Source organism: Paenibacillus sp. GM1FR (assembly GCF_002803315.1).
Classification (GTDB): domain Bacteria; phylum Bacillota; class Bacilli; order Paenibacillales; family Paenibacillaceae; genus Paenibacillus; species Paenibacillus amylolyticus.
This window is the reverse complement of the sequence record NZ_MKZL01000059.1, coordinates 240,274-254,409: the sequence shown is the minus strand read 5'-3', so window position 1 is coordinate 254,409 and position 14,136 is coordinate 240,274. Positions and strand designations below refer to the sequence as shown.

Here is a 14,136-nt window from a genome sequence, read left to right as displayed (position 1 = left end):
GAGGCGTCTGCCCTTTTGTTGTATATGTTCAACTAAACATTTACACGATAACGGAGAGGACAGAAATAACTTGAAGAAGCGAAGCGTTCGCCTAAAAGCTTTCTGAAAGAAAGCTGCATCGGAAGCATATGCTTATCCCCGGATTTTCCCTTTTTAAGAAGGGAATCAAAAAAATCTGGGGATAACAGCGATCGGAAAGTTGTTCTGTCATCGCAGTGTCTGTGTAAATACTAATTAGCTGAACTTATAGAGGTTTTTCAAAAAGTCCGCTTTTGATTACGAAGGATGCCTATCGGCATCATCAGCATCGAATATGGAATTCAGCCGAAATGTCCGTTGCTCACGTAGTTTTCCTACGCTCCGCTACTCCATTTCTAGCTTCATCCCATCTTCTCGGTACTGAAAACCGGTCTTTTTGAATACGAACTTATATATCAGTCAGATGAACAGAAAGAGGTTGGGGAAATGCAACTTAGAAGAGTAAGGATCGCAGGGACAGGGAAGTACCTGCCTGAACAGGAAGTCACCGATGAGGAACTGGATCGCCGCTTGGACGTGCCTGCGGGCTGGGTTAGCAAAGCTACAGGCGTAGGTGTACGTCATTATGCTTCGGGTGAAGAAACCTCCTCTTTCATGGGCGCACGGGCTGCGGAAGCTGCACTGGCGGATGCAGGATTACAATTTAGTGATATCGACTGTCTGGTGTGTACCAGTGGCACGAAGGAACAACCGTTGCCAAGTACGGCGGTATTTATCCAGCAGGCCATGGGGCAGCAAGATTCGGGCGTACCTGCCTTTGATATGGATGCAACCTGCCTGAGTTTCCTGAACGGACTCGATGTAATCTCCTATATGGTAGATGCCGGACGTTACCAGCGAGTATTGCTCGTAGCCACCGAGATTGCCTCAGCCGGACTGAATTGGTCTGATAAAGAGAGTGCGGCCCTGTTCGGAGATGGAGCGGCCGCTGTTATTATTGAGCGTTCGCCTGAAGGGTCATCCTCTCAGATTGTACATGCTTCCCTTCAAACCTACAGCCGAGGTGCTCGCTTCTCGGAGATTGCAGGTGGAGGTACACGGCTGCATGCTTCGAATTATAAGGCAGATCACCCTGAACCCTACCTTTTTCATATGGATGGACAGGCGATCTTCCGCATGGCTTCTAGACTTTTGCCTGGCTTCATTGGTGATATGCTGCAGGCGACCGGGAATCGAATGGAGGATTTCCAATTGGTCATTCCCCATCAGGGAAGTGCCATGGCGATGAGACTGATCCGTAAGAAGCTTGGCATTGCTGAAGATCGGTTTATGGACATCACACGAAATCACGGCAATACGATTGCGGCATCGATCCCGATGGGTCTGCATGAAGCGATTAGACAACAGCGTATTCAGCGTGGTGATCGGGTGTTGATGATTGGCACGGCTGCCGGATTATCATTGGGAGGACTCATTTTTGACTACTAGATCTGGGAAAACTGGACATCGTACAGCTGATTCTCTCCGTGTGTTGCTTACAGGCGGAAGGGCTCCCGTAACGCTTGATCTGGCACGCATGCTTCGCCGAGCAGGCCATCGGGTCTATGTTGCGGAGAGTGCCGTACGGCATCTGACCAGATCATCCAGTGCAGTGGAACATTGCGCTGTGGTCCCATCGCCGCGTCATGACACAGCTGCGTATCTGGCGGAGTTGGAACAGTTGGTTCAGGATTGGCAGATTGACCTGCTGATCCCAATGTGTGAAGAAGTCTTCTATGTTGCTCAAGGGGCAGACAGACTACGTGCATTTTGCCGTGTTCTAGTTACAACTCTGGAGCAGCTGCATGAGCTGCATCATAAATATGATTTTATCCAGCTTGCAGGGTCACTCGGTCTTTCGGTTCCGGATACACACCTGATCCACAGTCGGGAGGAATGGATGGAAGCTCAGTCTGTTCTGGGAAAAGTAGGAGATTGGGTGTGGAAACCGGTGTATTCCCGTTTCGCAGCCAAAGTTCGCATGCCAATACTCGTGACCGATGACGCTGGGGCAGGGACGGATCAGCAAGGAAACGTAAGTGAAAAGAAACGTCGACATTCCCGTAACGACCCTCCGGACGAGGTAGCATTATCATCTATTACACCTTGGGTTGCACAGGCCTACATTCCTGGTCAGATGTTATGTACATACAGCATAGCGCATGAAGGGCAACTGGTTGCACATGCCACTTACGACAGTCGCTATCGTACAGGAAGCGTGGGAGCCAGTGTTTTTTTTGAACAGGTGGAACATGAGGGTGCCCTTGCGTGGGTGAGACAATTTGTTGAGGCAACGGGTTTTAGTGGACAGATTGGGTTTGATTTTATAGAAGGTCCGGATGGGCAAGTATACGCAATTGAGTGTAATCCGAGGGCAACGAGTGGGATTCATCTGTTTCACCCCGGAGATGACTTGGTGCGTGCATTGACTGAACCGGAGACGTTGGTCAAGGAAGGAAAAATGATCACTCCCGCACGAGGCAGCAAAGCGATGCTCATGCTCCCCATGCTGGGAACCGGAGTACAGCAGATCTTAGGCAAAGGAAAGCTTCGTGCATGGATAGCAGCATGGCGTGGAGCCAGGGATGTGGTCTATGCACGACAGGATCTTCAACCTTTAATGGAACAATTCGGAGTGGTGCTAGCCGCATGGCGTCTGGCAAGATCGCAGAAGTGCTCGCTGACTGAAGCTTTGACTCATGACATAGAATGGAACGGTGAACAACAATGAATAGAGCATTGGTTACAGGAGCTACGGGATGTCTGGGAAGGCACCTCGCGATGCGGCTTGCCAAAGAGGGATGGGAAGTCACTGGCATGGGCCGACAGCCAAAGGTTGGTGCAGAACTTGAGTTGGCAGGAATCCGATTCCTGAATGGAGATATACGGGATGAGGCTGCAGTGAACAAAGCGTGTACGGGACAGGATGTGGTGTTTCACTGTGCAGCTCTATCCTCGCCATGGGGCCGATATCGTGACTTTTATAGCAGTAATGTAGAAGGCACACAAAACCTCATTGATGGCTGCCTGCATAATGAGGTTCAGCGATTCATACATGTCTCAACTCCGAGTATATATTTTAACTACAACCCGCGGTATAACGTACATGAGAATGATCCGTTGCCATCCAAACCAGCCAATCATTATGCAGCCACGAAGCTTCTCGCTGAGCAGGTTGTAATGGAGGGGCATGCGAAGGGACTTCCATCGATCATGATTCGACCGCGAGCCATTTTTGGTCCGTATGATCAGACGTTATTTCCCAGAATTGTCGCAGCAAACGCAAAATCAGGCGTGCCCATGATCGGTGGTGGACAGGCGTTAATCGATCTGACATGTGTGGATAATGTGGTGGATGCCTTGTTGTTGTGCCGCGATGTCGATGCAGAAGCACTTGGCAGAGCCTACAATATCTCCAATGGCGATCCAAGGGCGTTCAATGAGTTGGTGAGCAGCCTTTTTGGCATGCTGGATATGCCCTTGCGTCGTCGAAACATTCCTTATCGGATGGCATATGGTGTGGCAGCGTTGCTGGAGCGAGTTCATGGCTATATTCCTGCGTTGGGTGAGCCTGCGTTAACAAGGTATACAGTCGGCTCCTTATCCATCCCACAGACGTTGGATATTACGGATGCACGGGAGCAATTGGGATACATCCCTCGGGTGTCCATTGAAGAGGGATTGCAACAATTTGCAGACTGGTGGAGGGCTGAATCATGCTGACAACAACTCCGGTGAAACTATATTTGGGTGCGGCGGGTTACTGTACACATCCAGAGTTTCTGACGCTGCGTGGTGGTCGATTGAGTCCAGTACATTTCCCAGCAGGATTTGCCTGCATCATTCATCCCGTACATGGACCGATCCTGTTGGATACGGGATATAGTTCCCGCTTTTTTGAGGAAACGGCTCATTTGCCTAATGCAATGTATCGTCATATTACACCAGTGGTCTATCGTGAAGAGGATAGTGCCGTTCATTTTTTGGCTCGAATTGGACTGAAAGCTTCGGATATTCGGTATATCATCCTCTCTCATTTTCACGGCGATCATATTGCGGGTGTACGAGATTTCCCAGAGGCACAATTCATTTATCTGCCAAGGGCCTATGATGCTGTGCGCTCACTTGGTCCGATTGCGGCTGTAAAAGCAGGTTTTCTTGCGGGGCTGTTGCCCGAGGATTTTATAGTCAGATCATTGCCAGTTACGTGTGAGCCTGAGCGATGGATAACAGCGGGGGAAGCTTTCCCTTTTGATGAGGTCTACGACATCTTTGGTGATGGCAGTCTGCTTGGGGTGGATGTATCCGGTCATGCGGAAGGCATGATGGGACTCCTGTTGCGTACAGAAGAACATGACTATTTTCTCTGTGCGGACGCGGTATGGTCGAGTCGGGCTTTTCGTGAACAGCGCAGACCAAATATTCTTGCTGGAATCATTATGTCGAATCGACAGGAATACCATCGTAACTTTGACAAGCTGGTTCAGCTGCATCAGCAGTTTCCCCACATTCGGATTGTGCCGAGTCATTGTCGAGATGTACTGGACGCTTGGGGTGCAGGAGGGCTGAAACGATGAGTAATACCCTTCGTATTGTGGTTCATTATGCACTCGCACGTGGGCTGCGAACATGGAAAACACGAGAACAACTTGAGCGCTGGCAAGAGCGCCGGATTATTCGGCATGTTCATCAGATCCGTGCCCGATCTCCGTTTTACCGGAAGTGGTGGGGTGGCGTGGACGCAACCGACTGGAGAAGCTTTCCGTTGATTGACAAATCAACCATGATGGAACATTTTGATACACTGAACACGGTGGGTATTACCAAGGACAAAGCTCTGGCTCTTGCAGGTGAAAGTGAAGAAACACGTGACTTCAAACCTTCCATTCAAGGTGTGACGGTTGGACTGTCTTCGGGCACGTCAGGGAACCGGGGGATATTTCTGGTGAGTGATCGGGAGCAGGATGCGTGGACGGGTACGGTGCTGGCCAAGTTGCTGCCTGGTGGACTGTGGAAACCTGCGAAGATTGCGTTTTTCCTGCGGGCCAATAGTAATCTGTATGAATCCGTGCAACGTGGCAAATTGCAGTTTCAGTACTTTGATCTGCTGGAGCGTGTGGAGACCTTGGTCAATCGGCTGGAAACCTACCAACCTACCGTATGGGTAGCTCCTCCTTCAATGCTGCGTCTGTTGGCGGATGCCTATGTGGCAGGCTATCTGACTGCTGTACCGGATAAAATCATCTCTGTTGCCGAGGTGCTGGACCCCCTGGATCGCAAGGTGTTGGAGAAGATCTTCGGACAGACCGTTCATCAAGTCTATCAGTGTACAGAAGGGTTCCTGGGTGCAACCTGTCGTTATGGCACACTGCATTTGAATGAAGATATCGTGCATATTGAAAAAGAGTTCATTGATCCCGCCACCCGACGGTTCGTGCCCATTATTACGGACTTCTCCAGAACATCACAGCCGATAATCCGGTATCGGCTGAATGATATTCTGACCGAGGCCGCGCTGCCATGTGCCTGTGGTTCCCCGTTTACTGCGATTGAGCGGATTGAAGGCCGCTGTGATGACACGCTTTATTTTTCAAACATGCATACGGGTGAGGCGGTACCGGTCTTTCCGGATTTCGTTACCCGTTCGGTCATTGCGGCTTCGCCGGATATTGAACATTATCGTGTGGTGCAGCAAGGGGACGGAACAATGGAGGTATCCCTTCGACTTGGCGGGAACGCAGTGATGGCTCAGGTTGAGACCAATGTACTGCTGGAACTGATGAAGCTGGGAGAGCGGCTTGAATGCACCTTACCTGAGATCAGATTTGTACCGTATACGTTTGAACCGGGACTTACGAAGCTGCGCAGGGTGGAGAGACGGCATAATGGAGTGGCGGATTAAGCAGCAAGGGCCGTGCGGTATAGGTAGGAACGGGAAGTAAGTAATTTACCGAGGAAAGAAGGTCACGCCGTGACAGTAGAGGAAAACTTAACAGAAGCCGGACAGGGACGGATTAATGCAGGTTCTGATGTAGTGAAAAAGACGAAGGAAGGAACTAACGCTCCGGTGGCCTTAATTACGGGTACATCCAGTGGTTTCGGTATGCTTACCGCGATCACCCTTGCCAAGCAGGGATACCTTGTTGTTGCTACAATGCGTGATCTGAGTCGAAGAGAAGAATTGGTGAAACTGGCTGAACAGGCGGGGTTAGCTGAACGTTTGCAATATGTGCAACTGGACGTGACCGATGCTGAATCCGTGCAGAAAGCTGTGCGGTCCGTACTTCATAATAATGGCCGAATCGACATGCTGGTGAACAATGCAGGATTTGCGGTGGGCGGGTTCATTGAGGAAGTATCAATGGAGGATTGGCGGCGACAGATGGAAACGAATCTGTTTGGATTAATCGCTGTGACACGTGCGGTCCTGCCTGTGATGCGTGAACAGAAGCAGGGGTTAATTATAAATTTGTCCAGCGTCAGTGGGTTGTCCGGTTTTCCAGGGTATGCGCCATATGCTGCCTCCAAATTCGCTGTGGAAGGATTCACGGAAAGTTTGCGGCATGAGATGTCTTCGTTTGGTGTTCGGGTGGTATTAGTTGAGCCTGGCTCTTATCGCACACCGATCTGGAATAAAGGTTTGGGTGAGATTCACCGGAGCGAGGACTCTCCGTATAAGCATAAGCTGGACGCGGTTCTTCGTTATTCCAAACATGCGAGCGAGACGGCACCTGATCCACAGGAGGTAGCCGATCTGATCGGCCGAATTGCACGGATGCGTGCACCAAGACTTCGATATGCGCTCGGAAAAGGTTCGCGTGTGCTCATCATAGGTAAAGCGCTGCTACCGTGGAAGTGGCTGGAGTGGATCATCGCCCGTGGTTTAAAATAGAGATTAGGCAGGAACCAAAATTGTACAGTTTGCAGACGGGAGGGGTTAGCCATATTCGAATTCATCGTCATTATTTTACTTCTTGCGATTGTGGGTCTGCTCTTTCATATCAATAGCAAGCTGCCAGCGCGTGACCGGGTGAAGGAAGCAATGGAACGGGATCGGAATCAGAAACATAATCAGGATGCTCCAAATTAAAACGCGGAGGTTACCAATGAAAATGGCATTCGTTTTGTTTGATGGACTGACTTTCCTTGATTTTGCAGGGTTTTATGATGTGATCAATCGGTTGAATTTCTTTGAACCTACCAAAGGAACGACGTGGGAAACCTGTGCCATGACAGATCAGGTCACGGATGAGTCTGGTCTAACGTTGAAGGTGGATCGAGTGAAGCCTGACCTATCGGAATATGATCTCGTGTTTATCCCCGGAGGCATGGGAACGCGCAAGCTTCGATATGACGAGGCCTTTGTAGGTTGGCTGAAACAGGCTGAGTCTGTGCCTTTGAAGGTTTCGGTGTGCACAGGCTCTCTGCTGCTGGGTGCGGCTGGTTTTTTATCCGGCAAAAAAGCAACAACACATCCCCGTGCATATAATTTGCTTGAGCCGTATGTCACCGAGGTGATTCAGAAGCGGATTGTAAAAGATGGAAATGTAATTACTGCCGGTGGTGTGGCCACGTCCATTGACCTTGGGATTTATGTTGTTGGGTTGCTTGCAGGACAGGAAGCGGCAGCGAATGTAAAACTTCAGATCGATTATCCTTATGAGATGCAGGGAGTGGTCGAAGAATGAATGAAGGCCGAAAGCAAGAGACCTATACCATTCGCAATATTCAGCGGGATGAAGCAGACATCTACTGGCCTTTGCGACTGGAAGCACTGAAAACACATCCTGAAGCCTTCGGGGCTTCGTTCGAGTTGTCCATTCAACTCCCCATGAGTGAAGTGCAGGAGCGCATACATAATGAACCGGATGATTATATTCTGGGAGCATACACAGAAGAAGGAACCTTGGTGGGAATGATGGGTTTCAAAAGGGAACACGGCCTAAAGCTCAGGCACAAAGGTATGATCTGGGGCGTCTATGTAGCTCCGCCATATCGGGGGAGTGGGCTGGCTTCGCGTTTGCTCCGCGAGGTGCTGGATCGGGGAAGACATCTGGAGGGCATCAAGCAGATTAATCTGAGTGTAGTTACAACGAATGAATCAGCCAGACGTCTATACGAACGATATGGATTTGAAGTATACGGCATTGAGCGAAATGCATTGGAAGTCCAAGGTCAGGGATATGATGAGGCGCATATGAATTACTTTTATACGGAGCATTCAACATTGAATGAAGATACCAGCACAGGAGGAGTCCGATGACAGATCAAGTTGAACTTGAGATCGACGGTGTTTCCTTTGTTTTAAAAGAGTCTCATTCTTTCGATTGGTTACGGCCCTTGGGTACGGTCTTTCGCGTATTCGATCAGCAGGATTCAGGGAATATCTCCTTCGGTATTGTGCAAAAGGATGGAAAGAGATTGTTCGTAAAGTATGCGGGAGCACATACAATTCATGCGAATCATACGGGAAGTCCCCCGGAAGCCATTCTTAATCTGAAATCATCTGTTTCCGTTTACGAAGATTTGGCGCATGACACGTTGATTCGACTAACGGATCATTTTGCAACGGATGAGGGGTATGCCTGTGTATTCGATTGGGTGGATGGGGAGTGTTTGCATTCCCACTGGTATTTTCCGCCTCCGGCCAAATATGAAGATCCGCGTTCGCCCTACTATCGGTTCAGACAGCTTCCTGTTGAGACACGCATTCGGGCAATGGAGCAGATTCTGAATTTTCATATCGATGTGGAACGGAGAGGTTATGTGGCTGTTGATTTGTATGATGGCAGTCTGATCTATGATTTTGACAGAAACTTTATGAAAATTTGTGATATCGACTTGTATCGGAAGGGCTCTTTTACCAATACCATGGGGCGCATGTGGGGATCTTCCCGCTTTATGTCCCCTGAGGAATTTGAGTTGGGTGCACCCATAGATGCGGTTACCAATGTATTCAACATGGGGGCAATGGCGTTTGGGTTGCTTGGTGGGGAGAAAGATCGTTCCTATGACAGATGGGATGCCGGAGAAGCATTGTATCAGGTTGTGATACGTGCAGTGAGCGATGATCGGTCCGAGCGGTACGCATCGATTGCGGAACTTGGTGAGGCCTGGAAACAAGCTGCGATTTAAGGTCAATGAGTGAGTGGTGGAATTTTCGCAAATGTGCAAAATCCATTCGTATATGTGTGTGAAATCCCGTATAATGGAAATTATTAAGGGGGTGCAGATGATGTGCAGATATGCCTTGTCAGGACCATATAAAGACATCTATGCATGTTTCATTTGTCGCAAATCATTTAAACAAGTTTCCAAACATGACCTGAGCCCTGAGGTGGTGGCACAACTTGAATATAAATGCCCGCAATGTGCCACATCTATGGTTAGCATGGGACACGATTTCCAGGCGCCCAAGCAAAATGATACCAAACAATGGACCAAAGTAATGATGCTGTACCGTCATGGTTATACCTATCATAATTGCGGGTGCGGGGCTGGATATCGTCCTGCAGAATTACGTCAATTATCCGAATTTCTGGAGCAGCAGGAAGCTGGTAAAGGCAGTGAAGGCAAACGATTATTGCAAAGGTTAACTTCATAGTTATGGTTCCAAAATCCAACCTGTCGTCTATGGGAATGTTGAAAATACAGGTGAGTACTTTATATACGATCAACGAGCAGCAACGTCTATTAAGCATCAACGAGCCGGGTGGTGGGCAGGCTCCAGCCATTTTTATCGGCATGACTTCTGCTGGTTCACTGATCTATTATCATGAGCAGTTACCGCCGAATCTAATCGATGAGTTGGGTAAGGATAGCGAGCTTCCATTGGATATTCCGAAACTGATTCGAAAGGTGGAGAACTTTGAGCCAGTTAACCGTGTGTGGATGGGACCCGCCTATGCTTTTCCTGAGATATCTTACAAGTGGAATCAAAAGGTTCAGTTGATTGGTCAGGAGCAGCGTTATTTGCTGGCAGAGCATTTCCCTGAATTAACAGACTACTTATATGAAAAAAGCCCTGTTGCCGCTTATGTTATTGGGGATTCTGCTGTGGCAGTGTGTTGCTCCGCGAGGCTCTCCAATCATGGGGCGGAAGCGAGCCTATATACGGCACCCGGTTATAGAGGACATGGATATGCAGCGGAGACGGTAAAGTGCTGGCAGTATTATGTCAAGGAGCGTGGGCGCATGCCAATCTACAGTACATCTTGGGATAATCTCGCTTCACAGCAAGTTGCCCGTAAACTCGGATTAATTCAGTTCGGTGTGGATTTCAGTATCACAACTGTGGATTTGAGGAAGGACTGTGATGTCTGATGATTCGCACTTTCGTACAAAAGGATCTGAAGTATGTCATTGAAGCGCATATCCGAATTTATCGAAACGAGTATAATTATGATCATAGCTTTGCTGAATTTATCACCAATGGCGCGCGTAGATTATATCAATTTGTGGGCTTTGAAGTGAAGGAAGTCCGCAAGCAGATGTTGTCAGGTCAGGAGCTTACCGAAGAACAATGGGAACTTGTTCTGTAGTTGGCCGAGGGCTTGAGCATGAAAGTCGAATCTGTTGCGTTAACTCGTTGTTGAAAGGAGTGGTACAGTGAATCGGAGAAGACTGATTCTGGGTTTGTTATCCGTATGCACAGCATTGACGGTAGCAGCATGTTCGATTCGGACAGAAGACCAAGCATTATCAGCATCGATTGAAAGCAACCTGCAGCAGATGGTTAGCGACCCTGTCCTCCTGACCAGTAGCAATCCGAATGATTATATTGCTGGTAACCGGGAGGCATACGACGACATCTTGAATACGGGTGAGGAAGGATTGCATCTGCTACTACAGCAGCTCGAATCCAGTCCGGATAATGGTCTTAAGGAATGGATCATGGCTCAGGCAAGTACTGAACTGCTTGGAGAGCTTAACCCTGTAGAGGCGTGGCATAGTGGCAAGGACTGGCTCAGACAGTATAAAATGAGCGTAGAATAATGGCTTATTTTCTCTATAGTACCTGACTTAGCGGAAGTAATGGAGGGGGCGGAATCGATTCTGAAGAAGCGATAGCGTTCGCCTTTGTCTCCGAATTTATACATCTATAAGGTTATTCAAGAAAATTTGGAGACAACAGCGATCAGAAGAACGATCCGTAACCGGAATGGTTCCCGCAAGCCGTCAAGCACTGTAGTGTGTGATGAGCCGGAAGTACAAACCTCACCTCCAGTCAGCATGAGCAGCATTGAGAGGTTCTTGGAACCCGAAAGAATACATTATAGAGGTGAAATCCTTGAATAAAAAAATTGCTTTTTTTGATTCAGGCATCGGTGGTTTAACCGTTTTGCATAAGGCATTACAACAGTTTCCGGAAGAAAAATTTCTGTATTACGCAGATACTTTGCATGTCCCGTATGGAACCAAATCTGCGGATGAGGTTAGAGGACATATTTTTGATTGTGTGGAAGCCATCGTTCAGGAGGATGTTCAAGCCATCGTGATTGCTTGTAATACAGCAACAAGTCTGGCTGTGAAGGATCTGCGCGCCAAGTATGATATCCCGATCATTGGCATGGAGCCTGCAGTGAAACCAGCCGTGGAGATGAATCGCAACAGTGGGAAGAGGGTGCTTGTATTTGCTACGGCCCTCACCTTGAGCCAAACCAAGTATAACGAACTGGTATCACGTGTTGATGATCACCACAGTGTGGATTCCATTGCGTTGCCGGAACTTGTGGAGTGGTGTGAACAGCTGGATTTTGATCCGGGCAAAATCGCTGATTATTTCCGGTTCAAACTGGCAGATGTTGATCTTCAAGGGTATGGCACAGTGGTGCTTGGCTGCACGCATTATCCATTCTATACGTCCATTCTGCGCACGGTTCTGCCCGATCATATACAGATCATTGATGGCAGTACAGGCACAGTGAACCATCTGAAGCAGCGGCTTGGACTGGTGGCTCAACATGGAGACAGGACAGGGGAACAGGTCACTTTCCTCAGTTCATCAGGCCGACCGGAAGAGCAGGAGAAGATGTACAGTGCACTTCAATATCTTGAGATGAACTCCAAGTAAGTTACACCATAGGAGGTGATAGCTATGCAGTCCATTTATCTTATCCGTCACGCCAAGGCCACAGGGCAGGAACCCCATGCAGAGCTTACAGATGAAGGGATCAGGCAGGCTGAAAAACTTGCAGATATCTTGGCTCATCATTCCATAACGTATATTGTCTCCAGTCCATGGAAAAGGGCCGTTCAGACGGCTATGCCACTGGGCATAGCAACGCTGCAACATATACATACGGATGAACGTCTCCAGGAGAGGGTACTTAGCTCTCTTGATCTGCCTAACTGGATGGATGCACTGAAACGTACATACGATGATGTGGATTGGATGGAAGAAGGCGGGGAATCTTCGAGAAACGCGGCTACAAGGGGGCTGGCACTACTGGAAGAGTTGTGGAGCAGACCGGAACAGCACGCGGCCGTGGTTACACATGGAAACTTGTTATCACTGCTTATTCGTGAGTATGAACCATCCTTTGGTTATGAAGAGTGGAGCAAACTGTCTAACCCGGATGTGTATGTGCTGGAGAGACAACGACCGGATGCAGGGCTGTCCACCATTCGAAGAATGTGGACAGATTAAACAGCAAAAGAGTGCTCCAGCGATATTATATCAGCCAGAACACTCTTTTCGTTTATCCACGGGGCAAGTTTACAATGCGGCAATCATGATCATAACCCATCCAGCCAAAAATGCGACTCCGCCAAGTGGGGTAATGGCTCCCAATTTGCGAACACCCGTAACACTTAAAACGTACAGGCTGCCAGAGAACAGGATGATTCCGGCGAACATCAGCCACCCGGCAAGCATGACGAGCGAAGAGGATTCAAGGCGGTCTGCCAGCAGTCCGATCAGAATGATCCCAAGTCCATGGATGAGGTGATATTGAACACCGGTTTCATAGATTTTGATCATGTCAGCGGATAGTTTGCGCTTGAGCGCGTGTGCGCCAAAAGCGCCCAATGCAACAGCCAGGAACATCATAATACTGCCGAGTATAATCAGGGTTTGCAATGTGTTTTTCTCTCCTTTTAAGGGTAATTAGATATAACATCAAAGTGTACTGCACGAGTGTTGTCTACAGTTTGCGCAATTGAATCTGCCCAATGGAGTGATCGGCTTCCTTTTTCAGAATCAGTCTGGCACGTCCTTTGGTTGGCAAAATGTTTTCATGCAGGTTTTTGGCATTGATATCTTGCCAGATCTGGTTGGCCGTACGTACGGTTTCTTCTTCATCGATATTGGCGAATCGTTGATGGAAAAAGGAATCTGTGTTCTGGAACGCTGTATTGCGGAGTAGCTTGAAACGCTCAACGTACCAGTGTCGTATATGCTCTTCTTCCGCATCAATGTAGATGGAAAAATCGAAGAAATCACTAACCAGCAAAGGCGTTTCCTTTTTGATCTGAAGTACATTGATACCTTCAATAATGAGAATATCCGGTTGACAGATCTGCTTCTCTTCTCCTTGAATGACATCGTAGGCGAGGTGAGAGTAGACGGGTGCTTTCACTTCGGGTTTGCCAGATTTCACATCACCCATGAACTGAATCAGGGATTTGATATCATAACTTTCCGGGAATCCCTTGCGGTTCATGATGCCCTTCTCTTGTAGCACCGCATTGGGATATAAGAAACCGTCGGTTGTGACAAGGTCAACCTTCGGGCTATTCTTACCTCTGGCGAGCAGTGCCTGTAGCAAGCGGGCCGCTGTACTTTTGCCCACGGCAACACTACCCCCGATTCCAATGATGTAGGGGGTGGGGAGGGCTTCTTTTTTCATAAAGGAGGCCGTCAGTTGATTCAGCTCTCGTGAAACTCTTGCATATAGGTCAATAAAGTGGGTAAGAGGCAAATATATATCTTCGACTTCTTGAATCGATACCTCTTCATTCAATCCCTTTAACTGTTCTAATTCGGCTTCCGTCAGTGGAAGAGTGGTCTGATGTTCTTTAAGTTCAGCCCATTCCTTGCGGTTAAACTCGATGTAAGGAGAGTATAAATTCATGAGATCCCGCTTTCTGTATGTAATATAATTGTGGACACAACCT

Annotated in this window: 17 protein-coding genes; 15 read left to right on the top strand and 2 right to left on the bottom strand. The window is 48.4% G+C overall.

Translation table 11 applies throughout. From position 1 onward, the window contains the following. Positions 1–465 precede the first annotated feature (465 nt). From PAEAM_RS27215 to PAEAM_RS27145, 15 genes are all read left to right on the top strand, one after another. The gene (locus PAEAM_RS27215) at positions 466–1,467 is read left to right on the top strand and encodes a beta-ketoacyl-ACP synthase III (protein ID WP_100529544.1); all 1,002 of its coding nucleotides are present in this window, start codon (positions 466–468) and stop codon (positions 1,465–1,467) included. Next, positions 1,457–2,749 (top strand): ATP-grasp domain-containing protein, encoded by a 1,293-nt coding sequence (locus tag PAEAM_RS27210; RefSeq protein WP_100529543.1) that lies wholly within the window; start codon positions 1,457–1,459, stop codon positions 2,747–2,749. The genes PAEAM_RS27215 and PAEAM_RS27210 overlap by 11 nt, the downstream gene beginning before the upstream one ends. Then, positions 2,746–3,741: an NAD-dependent epimerase/dehydratase family protein gene (locus PAEAM_RS27205; protein ID WP_100529542.1), complete on the top strand. Its 996-nt coding sequence runs from the start codon at positions 2,746–2,748 to the stop codon at positions 3,739–3,741. The genes PAEAM_RS27210 and PAEAM_RS27205 overlap by 4 nt, the downstream gene beginning before the upstream one ends. Beyond that, positions 3,735–4,595, top strand: coding sequence for an MBL fold metallo-hydrolase (locus PAEAM_RS27200; protein ID WP_100529541.1), 861 nt, complete (start codon positions 3,735–3,737; stop codon positions 4,593–4,595). Before PAEAM_RS27205 ends, PAEAM_RS27200 begins: the two co-directional genes overlap by 7 nt. Further along, complete coding sequence (locus PAEAM_RS27195) at positions 4,592–5,920, top strand: F390 synthetase-related protein (RefSeq protein WP_100529540.1); 1,329 nt, start codon at positions 4,592–4,594, stop codon at positions 5,918–5,920. The genes PAEAM_RS27200 and PAEAM_RS27195 overlap by 4 nt, the downstream gene beginning before the upstream one ends. Positions 5,921–5,989: 69 nt before the next feature. Continuing rightward, positions 5,990–6,910, top strand: a complete 921-nt coding sequence (locus PAEAM_RS27190; protein WP_243391473.1) for an SDR family oxidoreductase — start codon at positions 5,990–5,992, stop codon at positions 6,908–6,910. 214 nt (positions 6,911–7,124) lie between these two features. Continuing rightward, positions 7,125–7,706 carry a DJ-1/PfpI family protein gene (locus tag PAEAM_RS27185; RefSeq protein WP_017689696.1) on the top strand — a complete coding sequence of 194 codons (582 nt, stop codon included), beginning with the start codon at positions 7,125–7,127 and terminating at the stop codon, positions 7,704–7,706. Beyond that, positions 7,703–8,281 carry a GNAT family N-acetyltransferase gene (locus PAEAM_RS27180; RefSeq protein ID WP_100529539.1) on the top strand — a complete coding sequence of 193 codons (579 nt, stop codon included), beginning with the start codon at positions 7,703–7,705 and terminating at the stop codon, positions 8,279–8,281. The genes PAEAM_RS27185 and PAEAM_RS27180 overlap by 4 nt, the downstream gene beginning before the upstream one ends. Further along, a complete protein-coding gene (locus PAEAM_RS27175; protein ID WP_100529538.1) occupies positions 8,278–9,153 on the top strand; it encodes a serine/threonine-protein kinase in 876 nt (291 codons plus the stop codon). Before PAEAM_RS27180 ends, PAEAM_RS27175 begins: the two co-directional genes overlap by 4 nt. 97 nt (positions 9,154–9,250) lie before the next feature. Beyond that, positions 9,251–9,622: a hypothetical protein gene (locus PAEAM_RS27170; RefSeq protein ID WP_347707920.1), complete on the top strand. Its 372-nt coding sequence runs from the start codon at positions 9,251–9,253 to the stop codon at positions 9,620–9,622. A 29-nt stretch (positions 9,623–9,651) separates the two neighbouring features. Beyond that, positions 9,652–10,341 (top strand): GNAT family N-acetyltransferase, encoded by a 690-nt coding sequence (locus PAEAM_RS27165; RefSeq protein WP_165790063.1) that lies wholly within the window; start codon positions 9,652–9,654, stop codon positions 10,339–10,341. Continuing rightward, positions 10,341–10,559, top strand: a complete 219-nt coding sequence (locus PAEAM_RS27160; protein WP_100529535.1) for a hypothetical protein — start codon at positions 10,341–10,343, stop codon at positions 10,557–10,559. Before PAEAM_RS27165 ends, PAEAM_RS27160 begins: the two co-directional genes overlap by 1 nt. A 67-nt stretch (positions 10,560–10,626) precedes the next feature. Next, positions 10,627–11,013 carry a hypothetical protein gene (locus tag PAEAM_RS27155; RefSeq protein WP_100529534.1) on the top strand — a complete coding sequence of 129 codons (387 nt, stop codon included), beginning with the start codon at positions 10,627–10,629 and terminating at the stop codon, positions 11,011–11,013. Between the two features lie 295 nt (positions 11,014–11,308). After that, positions 11,309–12,091, top strand: coding sequence for a glutamate racemase (gene murI, locus PAEAM_RS27150; RefSeq protein ID WP_100529533.1), 783 nt, complete (start codon positions 11,309–11,311; stop codon positions 12,089–12,091). Between the two features lie 24 nt (positions 12,092–12,115). Next, on the top strand, positions 12,116–12,667 hold the full coding sequence (locus PAEAM_RS27145; RefSeq protein WP_100529532.1) for a histidine phosphatase family protein: 552 nt from the start codon (positions 12,116–12,118) through the stop codon (positions 12,665–12,667). A gap of 69 nt (positions 12,668–12,736) precedes the next feature. On the opposite strand, the gene PAEAM_RS27140 is transcribed toward PAEAM_RS27145, so the two are convergent. After that, positions 12,737–13,099, bottom strand: coding sequence for a DUF423 domain-containing protein (locus tag PAEAM_RS27140; protein WP_076252477.1), 363 nt, complete (start codon positions 13,097–13,099; stop codon positions 12,737–12,739). Between the two features lie 64 nt (positions 13,100–13,163). Then, positions 13,164–14,093: a type I pantothenate kinase gene (gene coaA / locus PAEAM_RS27135; protein WP_036610217.1), complete on the bottom strand. Its 930-nt coding sequence runs from the start codon at positions 14,091–14,093 to the stop codon at positions 13,164–13,166. Between the last annotated feature and the right edge of the window lie 43 nt (positions 14,094–14,136).